This is a genomic window from Magnetospirillum sp. ME-1 (genome assembly GCF_002105535.1).
Classification (GTDB): domain Bacteria; phylum Pseudomonadota; class Alphaproteobacteria; order Rhodospirillales; family Magnetospirillaceae; genus Phaeospirillum.
This window is the reverse complement of sequence record NZ_CP015848.1, coordinates 3,961,012-3,974,936: the sequence shown is the minus strand read 5'-3', so window position 1 is coordinate 3,974,936 and position 13,925 is coordinate 3,961,012. Positions and strand designations below refer to the sequence as shown.

The 13,925-nt window shown below is 64.2% G+C and carries 26 protein-coding genes; all 26 read right to left on the bottom strand.

Annotated elements, in window-relative coordinates:
* Window position 1: 1 nt before the first annotated feature.
* The 26 genes from rplQ to rplC all read right to left on the bottom strand — a co-directional run bounded on the left by rplQ (window position 2) and on the right by rplC (window position 13,917).
* The gene (gene rplQ, locus WV31_RS18615) at window positions 2-424 is read right to left on the bottom strand and encodes a 50S ribosomal protein L17 (protein ID WP_068433093.1); all 423 of its coding nucleotides are present in this window, start codon (window positions 422-424) and stop codon (window positions 2-4) included.
* A gap of 160 nt (window positions 425-584) precedes the next feature.
* Window positions 585-1,601, bottom strand: coding sequence for a DNA-directed RNA polymerase subunit alpha (locus WV31_RS18610; protein ID WP_085374953.1), 1,017 nt, complete (start codon window positions 1,599-1,601; stop codon window positions 585-587).
* A 102-nt stretch (window positions 1,602-1,703) separates the two neighbouring features.
* Window positions 1,704-2,099, bottom strand: coding sequence for a 30S ribosomal protein S11 (rpsK, locus tag WV31_RS18605; protein ID WP_002725469.1), 396 nt, complete (start codon window positions 2,097-2,099; stop codon window positions 1,704-1,706).
* 12 nt (window positions 2,100-2,111) lie between these two features.
* On the bottom strand, window positions 2,112-2,489 hold the full coding sequence (gene rpsM, locus WV31_RS18600) for a 30S ribosomal protein S13 (RefSeq protein ID WP_085374952.1): 378 nt from the start codon (window positions 2,487-2,489) through the stop codon (window positions 2,112-2,114).
* Between the two features lie 163 nt (window positions 2,490-2,652).
* Complete coding sequence (locus tag WV31_RS18595) at window positions 2,653-3,306, bottom strand: adenylate kinase (protein ID WP_085374951.1); 654 nt, start codon at window positions 3,304-3,306, stop codon at window positions 2,653-2,655.
* A gap of 27 nt (window positions 3,307-3,333) precedes the next feature.
* Window positions 3,334-4,677: a preprotein translocase subunit SecY gene (gene secY, locus WV31_RS18590; RefSeq protein WP_085374950.1), complete on the bottom strand. Its 1,344-nt coding sequence runs from the start codon at window positions 4,675-4,677 to the stop codon at window positions 3,334-3,336.
* Window positions 4,678-4,842: 165 nt separating this feature from the next.
* The gene (rplO, locus tag WV31_RS18585) at window positions 4,843-5,322 is read right to left on the bottom strand and encodes a 50S ribosomal protein L15 (RefSeq protein ID WP_085374949.1); all 480 of its coding nucleotides are present in this window, start codon (window positions 5,320-5,322) and stop codon (window positions 4,843-4,845) included.
* Between the two features lie 56 nt (window positions 5,323-5,378).
* Complete coding sequence (gene rpmD / locus WV31_RS18580) at window positions 5,379-5,582, bottom strand: 50S ribosomal protein L30 (RefSeq protein WP_085374948.1); 204 nt, start codon at window positions 5,580-5,582, stop codon at window positions 5,379-5,381.
* Window positions 5,583-5,599: 17 nt separating this feature from the next.
* Entirely contained in the window at window positions 5,600-6,241 is a 642-nt protein-coding gene (gene rpsE, locus WV31_RS18575; RefSeq protein WP_082700437.1) for a 30S ribosomal protein S5, read from the bottom strand.
* A gap of 12 nt (window positions 6,242-6,253) precedes the next feature.
* On the bottom strand, window positions 6,254-6,616 hold the full coding sequence (gene rplR, locus WV31_RS18570; protein ID WP_085374947.1) for a 50S ribosomal protein L18: 363 nt from the start codon (window positions 6,614-6,616) through the stop codon (window positions 6,254-6,256).
* Between the two features lie 11 nt (window positions 6,617-6,627).
* On the bottom strand, window positions 6,628-7,161 hold the full coding sequence (rplF, locus tag WV31_RS18565) for a 50S ribosomal protein L6 (protein ID WP_068433084.1): 534 nt from the start codon (window positions 7,159-7,161) through the stop codon (window positions 6,628-6,630).
* A gap of 15 nt (window positions 7,162-7,176) precedes the next feature.
* Complete coding sequence (gene rpsH / locus WV31_RS18560) at window positions 7,177-7,575, bottom strand: 30S ribosomal protein S8 (protein ID WP_085374946.1); 399 nt, start codon at window positions 7,573-7,575, stop codon at window positions 7,177-7,179.
* A gap of 13 nt (window positions 7,576-7,588) precedes the next feature.
* Entirely contained in the window at window positions 7,589-7,894 is a 306-nt protein-coding gene (rpsN, locus tag WV31_RS18555) for a 30S ribosomal protein S14 (protein ID WP_009868554.1), read from the bottom strand.
* Window positions 7,895-7,909: 15 nt separating this feature from the next.
* Window positions 7,910-8,449 carry a 50S ribosomal protein L5 gene (gene rplE / locus WV31_RS18550; protein ID WP_085374945.1) on the bottom strand — a complete coding sequence of 180 codons (540 nt, stop codon included), beginning with the start codon at window positions 8,447-8,449 and terminating at the stop codon, window positions 7,910-7,912.
* A 17-nt stretch (window positions 8,450-8,466) separates the two neighbouring features.
* Window positions 8,467-8,787 carry a 50S ribosomal protein L24 gene (gene rplX / locus WV31_RS18545; protein WP_085374944.1) on the bottom strand — a complete coding sequence of 107 codons (321 nt, stop codon included), beginning with the start codon at window positions 8,785-8,787 and terminating at the stop codon, window positions 8,467-8,469.
* A 2-nt stretch (window positions 8,788-8,789) separates the two neighbouring features.
* The gene (gene rplN, locus WV31_RS18540; protein WP_002725445.1) at window positions 8,790-9,158 is read right to left on the bottom strand and encodes a 50S ribosomal protein L14; all 369 of its coding nucleotides are present in this window, start codon (window positions 9,156-9,158) and stop codon (window positions 8,790-8,792) included.
* Between the two features lie 32 nt (window positions 9,159-9,190).
* Window positions 9,191-9,430, bottom strand: coding sequence for a 30S ribosomal protein S17 (rpsQ, locus tag WV31_RS18535; protein ID WP_068433079.1), 240 nt, complete (start codon window positions 9,428-9,430; stop codon window positions 9,191-9,193).
* Window positions 9,431-9,444: 14 nt separating this feature from the next.
* Window positions 9,445-9,648: a 50S ribosomal protein L29 gene (gene rpmC, locus WV31_RS18530; RefSeq protein ID WP_008615442.1), complete on the bottom strand. Its 204-nt coding sequence runs from the start codon at window positions 9,646-9,648 to the stop codon at window positions 9,445-9,447.
* Between the two features lie 2 nt (window positions 9,649-9,650).
* Window positions 9,651-10,067: a 50S ribosomal protein L16 gene (gene rplP, locus WV31_RS18525; protein WP_008615450.1), complete on the bottom strand. Its 417-nt coding sequence runs from the start codon at window positions 10,065-10,067 to the stop codon at window positions 9,651-9,653.
* A 17-nt stretch (window positions 10,068-10,084) separates the two neighbouring features.
* Window positions 10,085-10,771: a 30S ribosomal protein S3 gene (gene rpsC, locus WV31_RS18520; protein WP_085374943.1), complete on the bottom strand. Its 687-nt coding sequence runs from the start codon at window positions 10,769-10,771 to the stop codon at window positions 10,085-10,087.
* A gap of 4 nt (window positions 10,772-10,775) precedes the next feature.
* Window positions 10,776-11,162, bottom strand: a complete 387-nt coding sequence (rplV, locus tag WV31_RS18515; protein ID WP_085374942.1) for a 50S ribosomal protein L22 — start codon at window positions 11,160-11,162, stop codon at window positions 10,776-10,778.
* A 3-nt stretch (window positions 11,163-11,165) separates the two neighbouring features.
* The gene (rpsS, locus tag WV31_RS18510) at window positions 11,166-11,444 is read right to left on the bottom strand and encodes a 30S ribosomal protein S19 (protein ID WP_008615453.1); all 279 of its coding nucleotides are present in this window, start codon (window positions 11,442-11,444) and stop codon (window positions 11,166-11,168) included.
* A gap of 13 nt (window positions 11,445-11,457) precedes the next feature.
* The gene (gene rplB, locus WV31_RS18505; protein ID WP_085374941.1) at window positions 11,458-12,285 is read right to left on the bottom strand and encodes a 50S ribosomal protein L2; all 828 of its coding nucleotides are present in this window, start codon (window positions 12,283-12,285) and stop codon (window positions 11,458-11,460) included.
* A 4-nt stretch (window positions 12,286-12,289) separates the two neighbouring features.
* Window positions 12,290-12,598, bottom strand: a complete 309-nt coding sequence (locus tag WV31_RS18500) for a 50S ribosomal protein L23 (protein WP_085374940.1) — start codon at window positions 12,596-12,598, stop codon at window positions 12,290-12,292.
* Window positions 12,595-13,215 carry a 50S ribosomal protein L4 gene (rplD, locus tag WV31_RS18495; protein WP_085374939.1) on the bottom strand — a complete coding sequence of 207 codons (621 nt, stop codon included), beginning with the start codon at window positions 13,213-13,215 and terminating at the stop codon, window positions 12,595-12,597. The genes WV31_RS18500 and rplD overlap by 4 nt, the downstream gene beginning before the upstream one ends.
* 12 nt (window positions 13,216-13,227) lie before the next feature.
* Window positions 13,228-13,917: a 50S ribosomal protein L3 gene (gene rplC, locus WV31_RS18490; protein WP_085374938.1), complete on the bottom strand. Its 690-nt coding sequence runs from the start codon at window positions 13,915-13,917 to the stop codon at window positions 13,228-13,230.
* Window positions 13,918-13,925 lie beyond the last annotated feature (8 nt).

Below are 13,925 nucleotides of genomic sequence, written 5' to 3'. Positions count from 1 at the left end.
CTTATTCCTCGTCGGCATCGGCCTTCTTGTCGGCGGTCGGGCCGGAATCGGTGCCCTTGGCGGCCGGATCGCGATCGACCAGCTCGATGATGGCCATGGGGGCGCAATCGCCGTAGCGGAAGCCGGCCTTCAGCACGCGGGTGTAGCCGCCATTGCGGGTCTTGTAGCGCTCGCCGATCACGGCGAACAGCTTGGCGACCACCTTGTCGTCGCGCAGGAAGGCATAGGCCTGACGCCGCGCGTGCAGGTCGCCGCGCTTGCCCAGAGTGATCAGCTTCTCGACCACCGGACGCAGGTCCTTGGCCTTGGGCAGGGTGGTCTTGATCTGCTCGTGCTTCAAGAGGGCATTGGACAAGCTGACGAACAGGGCCTTACGGGCCGACTTGTCGCGGTTCAGCTTACGGCCGGACATACCATGACGCATAACAACTCTCCTCGTCGCTTGGCCTCGCCGGGCGAAGCCGATTGTACTGCCGCGTCGCCTCCATCAGGGGAGAACGGGCGGGTGGACCGGATGGTCCTTAAAAAAGCTTACGGCGCGACATTGGGGCTGGTGGGGCGGCCAATGTCGCGCCGGAAACAGGTCAGTAAGGCTCTTCGAGCTTCTTGGCCAGCTCTTCGATGTTCTCCGGCGGCCAATTGGCGATTTCCATGCCCAGGTGCAGACCCATCTGCGCCAGCACTTCCTTGATCTCGTTCAGCGACTTGCGACCGAAATTGGGAGTACGCAGCATCTCGGCTTCGGTCTTCTGGACCAGGTCGCCGATGTAGATGATGTTGTCGTTCTTCAGGCAGTTGGCCGAACGGACCGAAAGCTCCAGTTCGTCCACCTTGCGCAGCAGGTTCTTGTTGAAGGGCAGTTCGTCCTTCTTCTCTTCCTCGACGACCGCGGTGGGCTCCTCGAAGTTGATGAACAGCTGCAGCTGGTCCTGCAGGATGCGGGCGGCAAGCGCCACCGCGTCATCGGGCGTGACCGCGCCGTTGGTCTCGACGGTCATGGACAGCTTGTCGTAGTCGGTGACCTGGCCCACGCGGGTGTTTTCCACCTTGTAGGCCACCTTGCGCACCGGCGAGAAGATGGCGTCGATCGGGATCAGACCGATCGGCGAATCCTCGGGACGGTTCTGCGAGGCGGGGACGTAGCCCTTGCCGGTCTCGACCGTGAACTCGATGTTCAGCTTGGCGCCCTCGTCCAGGGTGCACAGCACCAGGTCCGGGTCCATGATCTCGATGTCGTGGCCGACCTCGATCAGGCCGGCGGTGACTTCGCCCGGGCCGACCGCACGCAGGTGCATGCGCTTCGGGCCCTCGCCATGCATGCGCAGGCCGAGAGTCTTGATGTTGAGGATGATGTCGGTGACATCTTCCCGCACGCCGGGGATCGACGAGAATTCGTGCAGAACGCCGTCGATCTGGATGGCCGTGACGGCGGCACCCTGCAGCGACGACAGCAGCACGCGGCGCAGGGAATTGCCCAGCGTCATGCCGAAGCCCCGCTCCAGCGGTTCGGCGACCACGGTCGCGGTGCGCTGCGCATCGGCCCCGGGCTCCACATGGAGCTTGTTGGGCTTAATCAGTTCCTGCCAGTTCTTCTGAATCACGAGCGTGACCTCATGCTGAACAAAGGAAAACGAAAACGGGCGTGCCGCCGAACCTCCTCCTAGCCGAGGAAGCCGGCGGCATCCCGATCCAAGAAAATCAGATCAGACGCGACGACGCTTGCGCGGCCGGCACCCGTTGTGCGGGATCGGCGTGACGTCACGGATCGAGGTGATCTGGAAGCCCACGGCCTGCAAAGCGCGCAGAGCAGACTCGCGACCAGCACCAGGACCCTTCACCTCGACCTCCAGGGTGCGCATGCCGTGCTCGGACGCCTTGCGGCCCGCATCCTCGGCAGCCACCTGGGCGGCATACGGGGTCGACTTGCGCGAGCCCTTGAAGCCCTGCATGCCGGCCGACGACCAGGAAATGGTGTTACCCTGGGCGTCGGTGATGGTGATCATGGTGTTGTTGAACGTGGCATTCACATGCGCCACGCCCGAGGTGATGTTCTTGCGCTCGCGGCGACGAGGACGCGCGGCAGCAGCGGGCTTAGCCATCGGAGGTGTTCCTTACTTGGTAACTTTCTTCTTGCCGGCAATCGGCTTGGCCGGACCCTTGCGGGTACGGGCATTGGTGTGGGTCCGCTGGCCGTGAACCGGCAGGCCACGGCGATGGCGCAGGCCACGATAGCAGCCCAGATCCATCAGACGCTTGATGTTCATGGCCACCGCACGACGCAGGTCGCCTTCGACCTGGTAGTCACGGTCGATGAGCTCACGGATCTTGAGCACTTCGTCGTCGGTCAGCTGATTGACGCGACGCTCGGCGGGGATACCCAGCGAGGTGGTGATCTCCGCCGCCTTGGCGCGGCCGATGCCATGAATATAGGTCAGCGCGATCAGAACGCGCTTATTCGTCGGAATATTGACGCCAGCGATACGAGCCAAAGCTGGTTACTCCTTCACCAGATAAAAGACCGCGCCACAAGGATGACCCGGAGCCGTTAACCAAAAACGCGCCCCTGGCCTCGCCCATGACGGGGGAAACCGAAGGTGCGGGATTATAGGGCGATTCGATCAAGAGTCAACCGTCTCGCCCTATAGAAACACATTACTTCGCCGCGTCCAGAATCCCTTCCAGGGCCTTGGTCACATCGGCGATGTCCATGGTGCCGTCCACCAGCTTCAGCGCGCCCTTCTTGTCGTAATAGGGCAGCAGCGGAGCGGTCTGGGCGTGATACGCGTCGAGACGCTTGGTCACGGTCTCGACATTGTCGTCGGGACGGCGAGCGAACTCGGTGCCGCCACAGGAGTCGCACTTGCCGGCGACCTTGGGCAGCTGGAACTTGTCGTGGTAGCCGGCGCCGCACTTGGCGCAGGTATAGCGGCCAGTGATGCGCTCGACGATATAGGCGTCGGGCACCTGGATCTCGATGGCGAAGTCCAGCTTCTTGCCCTTCTTCGCCATCATGGCGTCAAGGGCCTCGGCCTGGGCCACGGTGCGGGGGAAGCCGTCGAAGATGGCGCCCTTGGTCACGTCGGGCTGGTCCAGGCGCTCGTCGATGATGGCGATGACGATCTCGTCGGACACCAGCTGGCCGGCATCCATCACGGCCTTGGCCTTCTTGCCCACTTCGGAGCCGGCGGCCACGGCGGCGCGCAGCATGTCGCCCGTGGACAGCTGGACCAGGCCGTACTTGTCCTGAAGACGCTTGGCCTGGGTACCCTTGCCGCCACCGGGCGGACCCAACAGAACGAGATTCATCGGATGTCCCCTCTTACTTCTTGGCAGTTAACGCCGCCCGCGCAGCCGGGACTTCTTGATGAGCCCCTCGTACTGGTGCGCAAGCAGATGCGACTGAACCTGAGCCACGGTGTCCATGGTCACCGACACCACGATCAGCAGAGAGGTGCCGCCGAAGTAGAACGGCACCGAGAACTTGCTGATCAGCAGTTCCGGCAGGATGGACAGCGCCGACAGATAAGCGGCGCCCACCACGGTCAGACGGGTCAGGACATAGTCGAGATAGTCGGAGGTGTTCTTGCCCGGACGGATGCCCGGCACGAAGCCGCCGTACTTCTTCAGGTTCTCGGCCGTATCCACCGGATTGAACACCACGGCGGTATAGAAGAACGAGAAGAAGACGATCAGGCCGAGATACAGCGCGATGTACAGCGGCTGGCCGCGGCCCATCAGGGCGGTGAAGGTGGTCAGCCACTCGGGCCCGCCGGCGGCGGAGAACTGGGCGATGGTCACCGGCATCAGCAGGATGGAGCTGGCGAAGATCGGCGGGATCACGCCCGAGGTGTTGACCTTGAGCGGCAGGTGCGAGGACTCGCCGCCGAACATCTTGTTGCCCACCTGGCGCTTCGGATACTGGACGATGATCCGGCGCTGGGCGCGCTCCATGAAGACGATGAAGGCGATGACCGCCACGCTCATGATCAGGATGCCGATGATCACCAGCACGGGAAGGGCGCCGGTACGGCCCAGTTCCAGGGTGTTGCTGATGGCCGAGGGCAGTTCCGCCACGATGCCGGCCATGATGATCAGCGAGGTGCCCTGGCCGATGCCGCGCGCCGTGATCTGCTCGCCCAGCCACATCAGGAACAGGGTACCGCCGGTCAGCGTCACCACGGTGGAGAAGCGGAACAGCACATGGCTTTCCATCATCACCGCCGCGCCGCGCGTGCTGGTCATGCTTTCCAGACCCACCGCGATGCCATAGGCCTGCATCACCGCGATGACCACGGTGAGATAGCGGGTGTACTGGTTGATCTTCTTGCGGCCGGCCTCGCCTTCCTTCTTCACCGCTTCCAGCGACGGGACGACCGTGGTCATCAGCTGCAGGATGATGGAGGCCGAGATGTACGGCATGATGTTGAGCGCGAAGATGGTCATACGGTGCAGCGCACCGCCGGCCAGCATGTCGAACATGCCGAGCATGCCGCCGCCCGACTGCTTGAACAGATCGCCGAGCACATGCGGGTCGACGCCCGGCATGGGAATCCAGGTGCCCAGGCGATAGACGACCAACGCCCACAGGGTGAACCAGATGCGCTTCTTGAGATCGGTGGCCTTGGCGAGAACGCCAAAGTTCAGATTCGCGGCGAGCTGCTCTGCAGCGGAGGCCATGCCTTACTCCGGGGTTCGGTGGCGTGGGGCGTCGGGGCCCAAGGGGGCCTGGCACCGCACCACAAATCCTTGATCCAGCCCTTGACCCGGATCAAGCATCCGGGCTCGGGGATTCGACGCGTGAACGGGCGAGAGGGGCCTTGGGCAGGCCCCTCCCTCCTCAAATCACTCGGCAGCAGCGGCCCTGGGCGCGGTCACGGTGACCGAACCACCGGCCTTCTCGACGGCGGCGATGGCCGCGGCCGAGGCGCCGGTCACCTCGATGGTGACCTTGGCCTTGATCTCGCCATGGCCCAGCAGGCGGACGCCGTCCAGGACCTTGCCGATCAGACCGGCGGCCGACAGGGCCTCGGCGTTGATGGGCTTCTTGGCGTCGATGCGCTTCTCATCGATCGCCTTCTGCAGGCGGCCGAGATTGATCACGGCGAAGTGCTTGGCGTTCGGGTTGTTGAACCCGCGCTTGGGCAGACGGCGGTAGATGGGCATCTGACCGCCTTCGAAGCCGTTGATCGCCACGCCGGTACGCGAGGTCTGACCCTTCACGCCCTTGCCCGAAGTCTTGCCCTTGCCGGAGCCGATGCCACGGCCAAGGCGCTTCGACTGATAGCGCGCGCCCTCGTTGTCGCGAAGTTCGTTGAGCTTCATTTCTTTTCGTCCTCGTCACGGTCGGCCGGAGCTTGAAGCCCCGGCCCCCGGATGTTCTAGTCTTCCACGCGCACCAGGTGGCGGACCTTGGTGATCATGCCGCGCACCGCCGGAGTATCCTCCAGCTCGCGGGTGCGGTGCATCTTGCCCAGGCCCAGGCCGATCAGAGTGGCGCCCTGGTCGGCCGGACGGCCGATGGGGCTACCAATCTGAGTGACCTTGACGGTCGACTTGGCGGCGGTCTTCTTCTTGGCGGCCATGTTCAATGCCCTCCCGATCAAGCGCCGGCGGCGGCCGCGGCGGCGGCACCGTCGCGACGACCGATGATCTCGCCCACCTTCTTGCCGCGCTTGGCGGCAACATGGCGGGGAGAAGCCAGGTTGATCAGGGCGTCGAAGGTCGCCTTGATCATGTTGTGCGGGTTGGAGGTGCCGAGGCACTTGGCCACGACGTCCTGGACACCCATGGTCTCGAACACGGCGCGCATCGGGCCGCCGGCGATGATGCCGGTACCGGCCGGGGCGGCCCGCAGGATGACGCGGCCGGCACCGAAGTGACCGAAGGCGTCGTGATGCAGGGTGCGACCCTCGCGCAGCGCGATCTTGATCATGTTACGCTTGGCCTGTTCGGTGGCCTTGCGGATGGCTTCCGGAACTTCGCGGGCCTTGCCCGAACCGCAGCCGACGCGGCCCTTGGCGTCACCCACCACGACCAGAGCGGCGAAGGCGAAGCGACGGCCACCCTTCACCACCTTGGCGACGCGGTTGATGTGGACCAGCTTGTCGACGAATTCCGATTCCTCGCGCTCGCGCGGGGTCTGCTCGGCGCCGCCGCGACCGCGATTCGGGCGGTCGCCGCGCTCGCCGCGCTCGCCGCCACGGCCGCGTTCGGGACGATCAGAAGAGGGAGTACGTGCCATTGCTCATCATCCTCAGAAAGACAGGCCGCCTTCGCGGGCCGCATCGGCCAGGGCCTTGACCCGACCGTGGTAGATGTAGCCGCCGCGGTCGAACACCACTTCCGTGACGCCCGCCGCCTTGGCCCGCTCGGCGATCAGCTTGCCGACCGCGGCCGCAGCCGCCTTGTCGGCGCCGGTCTTCAAATTGCCCTTCAGCTCCTTGTCGAGCGTCGAGGCGGCGGCCAGGGTGACGCCCTTGAGGTCGTCGATCACCTGGACGTAGATGTTCTTGCCGGAGCGGAAGACGGACAGACGGATACGGCCGTTGCCCTTCTCCTTGATGCTCTGACGGGCGCGCCGCTTGCGGCGCTCGAAAAGATTCTTCGGCGTCATCATGGCGGAGCCCCTTACTTCTTCTTACCTTCCTTGCGGAGGATAGTCTCGGTTTCGTACTTGATACCCTTGCCCTTGTAGGGCTCGGGACCGCGGAAGGCACGGATCTCAGCCGCAATCTGACCGACCTGGCGCTTGTCGCGGCCAGAGATCGAGATGGCGGTGGGCTTCTCGCACTTCATGGTGATGTCGGCCGGGATCGGATATTCGATATCGTGCGAATAGCCGAGCTGCAGCTTCAGCGACTTGCCCTCGACCGCGGCGCGGTAACCGACGCCGTTGATCTCGAGATTGACGGTGAAACCCTCCGACACGCCCTTGACCATGTTGTTCAGGTGCGCGCGGGTGGTGCCCCACATCATGCGGGCGTGCTTGGTTTCGTTCTTGGGCTTCACCCAGATCAGGTTGCCGTCGAGGGTGACCTCGACGTTGTCCCTGAGGGTGAGCTTCGACTCACCCAGCTTGCCCTTGACGGTGACTTCGGGTCCGGTGATCTGAACGGTGACACCCGACGGCACCGAGACGGGATATTTGCCGACTCGCGACATTTTCAGGTCCCTCCGTTAGAACACTTCGCAGAGGACTTCGCCGCCGACGTTCTGAGTGCGAGCCTCAGAGTCGGACATGACGCCCCGCGGGGTCGAGAGGATGGTGATCCCCAGCCCGTTGGCGACGCGGCGAAGGTCGGCGATCTTGGAATAGACGCGACGGCCCGGAGTGGACACGCGCGAGATTTCCCGGATCACCGGCTGACCCTCGTGATACTTCAGTTCGATGCTGAGCTGGGCGACGCCGGGGCGCAGCTCCGAGCGCGAGTAGCCACGGATGTAGCCTTCCCGCTTCAGCACTTCGAGAACGTTGGCGCGCAGGCTGGACGCCGGCGAGACAACGGTGGACTTGTTGGCCCGCTGGCCGTTGCGGATGCGGGTCAGCAGATCGCCGAGAGGATCGGTCATGGACATGGATCGTCCTCCCTTACCAGCTGGACTTGACCATGCCGGGAATCTGGCCCTGCGAGGCGAGCTCGCGAAGCTTGTTCCGGCACAGCTTGAACTTGCGATAGTTACCGCGCGAACGGCCCGTGACCTCGCAGCGCAGACGCACGCGGATCTTGGACGAGTTGCGGGGCAGCTCCGCCAGCTTCAGGGAGGCTTCGAAGCGCTCCTCCGGGCTGGCTTCACGGTTGTTGGCGATCGCCTTCAACTTGGCGCGGCGAGCGGCGAACTGGGCCGCCATACGCTCACGCTTCTTGTTGCGCTCGACCGAGCTGATCTTAGCCATTGCCTAAATCTCCAATCAGGCCACGAACGGCATGTCGAAGCCCTTGAGGAGGGCCTTGGCCTCCTCGTTGGACTTGGCCGTGGTGACGAAGATGATGTCCATGCCGCGGATGGTCTCAACCTTGTCGTAGTTGATTTCCGGGAAGACGATCTGCTCTTTCAGGCCCAGCGAGTAATTGCCGCGGCCATCGAAGCTCTTGCCCGGAACGCCGCGGAAGTCACGGACGCGGGGCAGCGCGATGTTGATCAGGCGGTCGAGGAATTCGTACATCCGGTCGGCCCGCAGGGTGACCTTGCAGCCCACGACCTGGCCTTCGCGCAGCTTGAACTGGGCGATGGACTTCTTGGCCTTGGTGCTGACCGGCTTCTGACCGGAGATCAGGGTCAGCTCGGCGAGAGCGGCCTCGATCTTCTTGGAATCCTGGGCGGCTTCACCGACGCCCATGTTGATCACGATCTTCTCCAGCTTCGGCACCTGCATGGGGTTCGCGTAGTTGAACTCCTTCTGCAGGGCGGGCTTGACGACCGTATTATAATGCGTGCGCAGACGTGCCATCTGTCTGTTCCTTCGGCTTACCGGTCGATGACTTCGCCGGAGCGGCGCGCCACGCGCACCTTCCGACCGTCTTCGAGGATCTTGTGACCGATGCGGGTCGCCTTGCCGTCCTTGGGGTCCTCGTGGGCGACATTGGAGACGTGGATCGACGCCTCCTTCTCCACGATGCCGCCCTGAGAGGTGGCGGAGGGACGGGTGTGGCGCTTCACCATGTTCACGCCGGAGACGATGACGCGCTGCTCGGACGGCATGGCGGCGATGACTTCGCCCTTCTTGCCCTTGTCCTTGCCGGCGAGGACGACGACCCGGTCACCCTTCTTCACGTTCATGGAAGCCATGTTTAGAGGACCTCCGGAGCCAGAGAGATGATCTTCATGAACTTCTTGCCGCGAAGCTCACGAGTGACGGGGCCAAAAATACGGGTGCCGATGGGCTCGCCCTGCTTGTTGATCAGGACGGCTGCATTGGTGTCGAACCGGATCGCGGAACCGTCGGCGCGACGGATTTCCTTGGCGGTGCGGACGATGACGGCGCGATGCACGTCACCCTTCTTCACACGGCCGCGCGGAATCGCCTCCTTGATGGACACGACGATGACGTCGCCCACCGTGGCGATGGTCCGGTGCGAGCCGCCCAACACCTTGATGCACTGCACCCGGCGGGCACCCGAATTATCGGCGACGTCCAGGTTGGTTTGCATCTGGATCATGATGTCTCTTCCTTATTCCCAGTTCGCGACCATCAAGCCTGCGGCTCGACGATCACTTCCCAGCACTTGGTCTTCGAGATCGGCGCGCATTCGCGGATGCGGATGGTCTCGCCGGTCTTGAACACGTTGTTCTCGTCGTGGGCGTGGTACTTCTTGGAACGACGAATGAACTTCTTGTAGATCGGGTGCATCACGCGCCGCTCGACGCTGACCACCACGGTCTTGTCCATCTTGTCGCTCACCACGACGCCCTGAAGAATGCGCTTCGGCATTTGAATGGGCCTCCTTAGGACGCGCTTTTGGCGCGCTCGCCGAGCAGCGTCTTGATGGTCGCGATCTCGCGACGCACGGCACGCACCCGGGCGGTATTCTCCAACTGGCCGGAGGCCCGCTGGAAACGAAGATTGAACTGCTCCTTCTTGAGCGCGATGACCTGCTCTTTCAGCTGGTCAACACTCTTCTGGCGCAGATCGGCAGCCTTGGTCGCCATGGCTAGATATCCCCGATCCGAGAAATGAACTTGGTCTTGATCGGCAGCTTGGCAGCGGCCAGGGCAAAACCGTGACGGGCGATTTCCTCGGCGACGCCATCCACCTCGAAGAGGATGCGGCCGGGAGCCACGCGGGCGGTCCAGAACTCGGGCGCGCCCTTACCGGAGCCCATGCGGACTTCGGCAGGCTTGGACGACACCGGCAGATCCGGGAAAATGCGGATCCACACCCGGCCCTGACGCTTCATGTGACGGGTCAGGGCGCGACGGGCGGCCTCGATCTGGCGGGCGGTGATCCGCTCGGGCTCCAGGGCCTTCAGGCCGTAGGCGCCGAAATTCAAGGCGGAACCACCCTTGGTGACCCCCTTGATCCGGCCCTTGTGGGCCTTGCGGAACTTAGTACGCTTGGGAGAAAGCATCTCTCTTCCCTCTCAAATCAGCGGCGGTCGGTCGGGGCGGTTTCCCCGGCGGCGCGCTTGTCCTGGGCCATGGGGTCATGGGCGAGGATCTCGCCCTTGAACACCCAAACCTTCACGCCGCAGGTGCCGTAGGTGGTGCGGGCGGTGCCCACGCCATAATCCACATCGGCACGCAGCGTGTGCAGCGGCACGCGGCCTTCGCGGTACCACTCCATGCGGGCGATTTCAGCGCCACCCAGACGGCCGGAGCAGTTGATACGAATGCCCTGGGCGCCCAGACGCATGGCCGACTGCACGGCGCGCTTCATGGCGCGACGGAAGGCGACGCGGCGCTCGAGCTGCTGGGCGATGGACTCGGCCACCAGCTGGGCATCCAGTTCCGGCTTGCGGATCTCGACGATGTTGAGGTGAACCTCGCCACCGGTCATCTTCGAGAGCTCCTTGCGCAGCACCTCGATGTCCGCGCCCTTCTTGCCGATCACCACGCCCGGACGGGCGGTATGGATGGTGATGCGGGCCTTCTTGGCCGGACGCTCGATGACCACGCGCGACACGCCGGCCTGGGCCAGCTTGTCGCGCAGGTACTTGCGCAGCTTCAGGTCCTCGTGCAGCAGCTTGGCGTAGGTCTCGTCCGCGAACCACCGGGAATCCCAGGTGCGGTTGATGCCGACGCGCAGGCCGATCGGATTGACTTTCTGACCCATCTGCTTACTCCCCCGCCGCTTCGGCGCGCTCGCGCACGATGACGGTCAGATTGCTGAACGGCTTCTCGATCCGGCCGACGCGGCCACGGGCGCGCGCCTTCCAACGCTTCATCACCATGGCCTTGCCCACGTGGGCTTCGGCGACATAGAGACGATCGACGTCCAGCTGGTGGTTGTTCTCGGCGTTGGCGATGGCGGACTGCAGCACCGACCGCACCACCACGGCGATACGCCGCTTGGAGAAGGTCAGGGCGTTCAGCGCCACGTCGGCCTTGAGACCACGGATGCTTTCGGCAACCAGGTTGAGCTTGCGCGGGCTGGTGCGGATGGTGGCCAGGAAAGCCTTGGCCTCGGTCTCCGCCAGGACCCTTTCTGCGGGTTTCTTGCCCATGGCTTACTTCCTCTTCGCCTTCTTGTCGACCGCGTGGCCGTAGAACGTGCGGGTGGGCGAGAACTCACCGAACTTGTGTCCGATCATGTTCTCGGTAACCAGCACCGGAATGAACTTCTGGCCGTTGTAGACGCCAAAGGTCAGACCGACGAACTGCGGCAGGATGGTCGAACGACGCGACCAGATCTTGATGACCTCGTTGCGGCCGCTGGCGCGGGCCTTGTCGGCCTTTCCCAGCATATAGCCGTCGAGGAAGGGGCCTTTCCAAACGGAACGAGCCATTTTTCAGCCCCTCCTACTGAGTCTGACGGCGGCGCATGATGAGCCGGTCCGTCTTCTTGTTGCTGCGAGTCTTCTTGCCCTTGGTGGGCTTGCCCCACGGGGTGACCGGATGACGGCCGCCCGAGGTGCGGCCTTCGCCGCCGCCATGCGGGTGGTCGATCGGGTTCATGGCGACACCGCGGACGGAGGGGCGACGGCCCATCCACACGGCGCGACCGGCCTTGCCCAGCGAGACGTTCTGCTGGTCGGGGTTGGACACGGCACCGATGGTGGCCATGCACTCACCGCGAACCATGCGCAGTTCGCCCGAGGCCAGGCGGAGCTGGGCGTAGCCCTGATCCTTGCCGACCAGCTGGACGTAGGTGCCGGCCGAACGGGCCAGCTGACCACCCTTGCCCACCTTGAGCTCCACGTTGTGCACCACGGTGCCCACGGGGATGTTCTTCAGCGGCATGGCGTTGCCGGGCTTGATGTCGGCCTTCTCGGAGGCGATCACCTGGTCGCCGACAGCAAGGCGCTGCGGGGCGATGATGTAGGCCTTCTCGCCGTCGGCATAGCTGACCAGCGCGATGAAGGCGGTACGGTTGGGATCGTACTCGAGACGCTCGACGGTCGCGGCAACGTCGAACTTGTTGCGCTTGAAGTCGATGATGCGGTACCGGCGCTTGTGCCCGCCGCCACGCCACCGGGCGGTGACCCGACCGGTGTTGTTGCGGCCGCCCTTGGAGCGCAGGCCTTCGGTCAGGCCCTTCTCGGGCTTGCCCTTCCACAGTTCAGAGCGATCGACCAGGACCAGCTGGCGACGGCCCGGAGTCGTGGGCTTGAAAGTCTTCAGTGCCATGGTGTCAGACTCCCGTGGTCACGTCGATGGAGTGGCCCTCGGCCAGCGTCACGACCGCCTTCTTGACGTCGGAACGCACGCCGGGACGGCCGCGGAAGCGCTTGACCTTGCCCTTGGCGATCAGGGTGTTCACGGCGGTGACCTTCACCCCGAAAATCCCCTCGACAGCGGCCTTGATCTCCGGCTTGGTCGCGTCCAGCGGCACCTTGAAGGTGACCTGACGGTACTCGGAGCCCATGGTCGCCTTTTCGGTGATCACGGGGGCGCGGACGACGTCGTACATCCGCTCCTTGCTGATGACGAGCTTGCTCATTTCAGGCGAGCCTCCAGGGCGGCGACCGCGTCCTTGGTCAGGACCAGGGTTTCACGGCGCAGGATGTCGTAGACGTTGGCGCCCTGGGTCGGCAGCACATCCACATAGGGGATGTTGCGGGAAGCCAGAGCGAAGTTGCCGTCCACGGCGGAACCGTCGATGAACAGCACCGAGCTCAGGCCCAGCTTGGCCAGGCGGGCGGCCAGGTCCTTGGTCTTGGGCGAACCGGCCGAGGCCTGGTCCACCACGATCAGCTTGCCGTCGGCGGCCTTGGCCGACAGGGCGGTCTTCAGCGCCAGCTTGCGGACCTTCTTGGGCAGATCGTGAGCGTGGGAGCGCACGACCGGGCCGAAGATGGTGGCGCCGCCACGGAACTGCGCGGAGCGCAGGCTACCCTGACGGGCACGACCGCCACCCTTCTGGGCGAAGGGCTTCTTGGTGGTGCCGGAGATTTCGCTGATGGTCTTGGTCTTGTGATTACCGGACTGGCGCTTGGCCAGCTGCCAGTTGACGGCGCGGAACAGGATGTCCCCACGCACCGGCACGGCGAAGATCTCGTCGGCCAGTTCGATTTCGCCGACGGTCTGGTTGTCCAGGCTGATTACGTTCGTCTTCATCGCCTTGATCCTTTACTCGGCCGAGGCCGCGGCCTTGACGCCGGCCGGGAACGGCACGCCATCAGGCAGCTTGCGCTTCACCGCGTCGCGGACGAGCACCCAGGACCCCTCGTGACCGGGAACCGAACCCTTGACCAGGATCAGGCCGCGATCGGCGTCGGTGGACACCACGGTGAGGTTCTGAGTAGTCACCTGCTCATCGCCCAGATGACCGGCCATCTTCTTGCCCTTGAACACCTTGCCGGGGTCCTGGCGCTGGCCGGTGGAGCCGTGGGAGCGGTGCGACACCGAAACGCCGTGCGTGGCCTCGAGGCCACGGAAGTTCCAGCGCTTCATACCGCCGGCAAAGCCCTTGCCGATGGTGGTGCCGGTCACGTCCACGTACTGACCGGGGATGAAATGGGCGGCGGAGAGTTCGGTGCCGACCTCGAGAACGTTCTCGGGGGCAACGCGGAATTCCACCAGCTTCTTCTTGGGCTCGACCTTGGCCTTGGCGAAGTTGGCGCGAGCAGGCTTGCTCACATTCTTCACCTTGGCGGTACCGGCACCAAGCTGAACGGCGACGTAGCCGTCCTTTTCCACAGAGCGGGTCGAGACCACCTGGCAGGTGTCGACCTTCAGCACGGTGACGGGCACATGGGTGCCGTCCTCGGTGAAGATCCTCGTCATGCCGACCTTCTGGGCGATGAGACCAGAGCGCATTGTTAGGT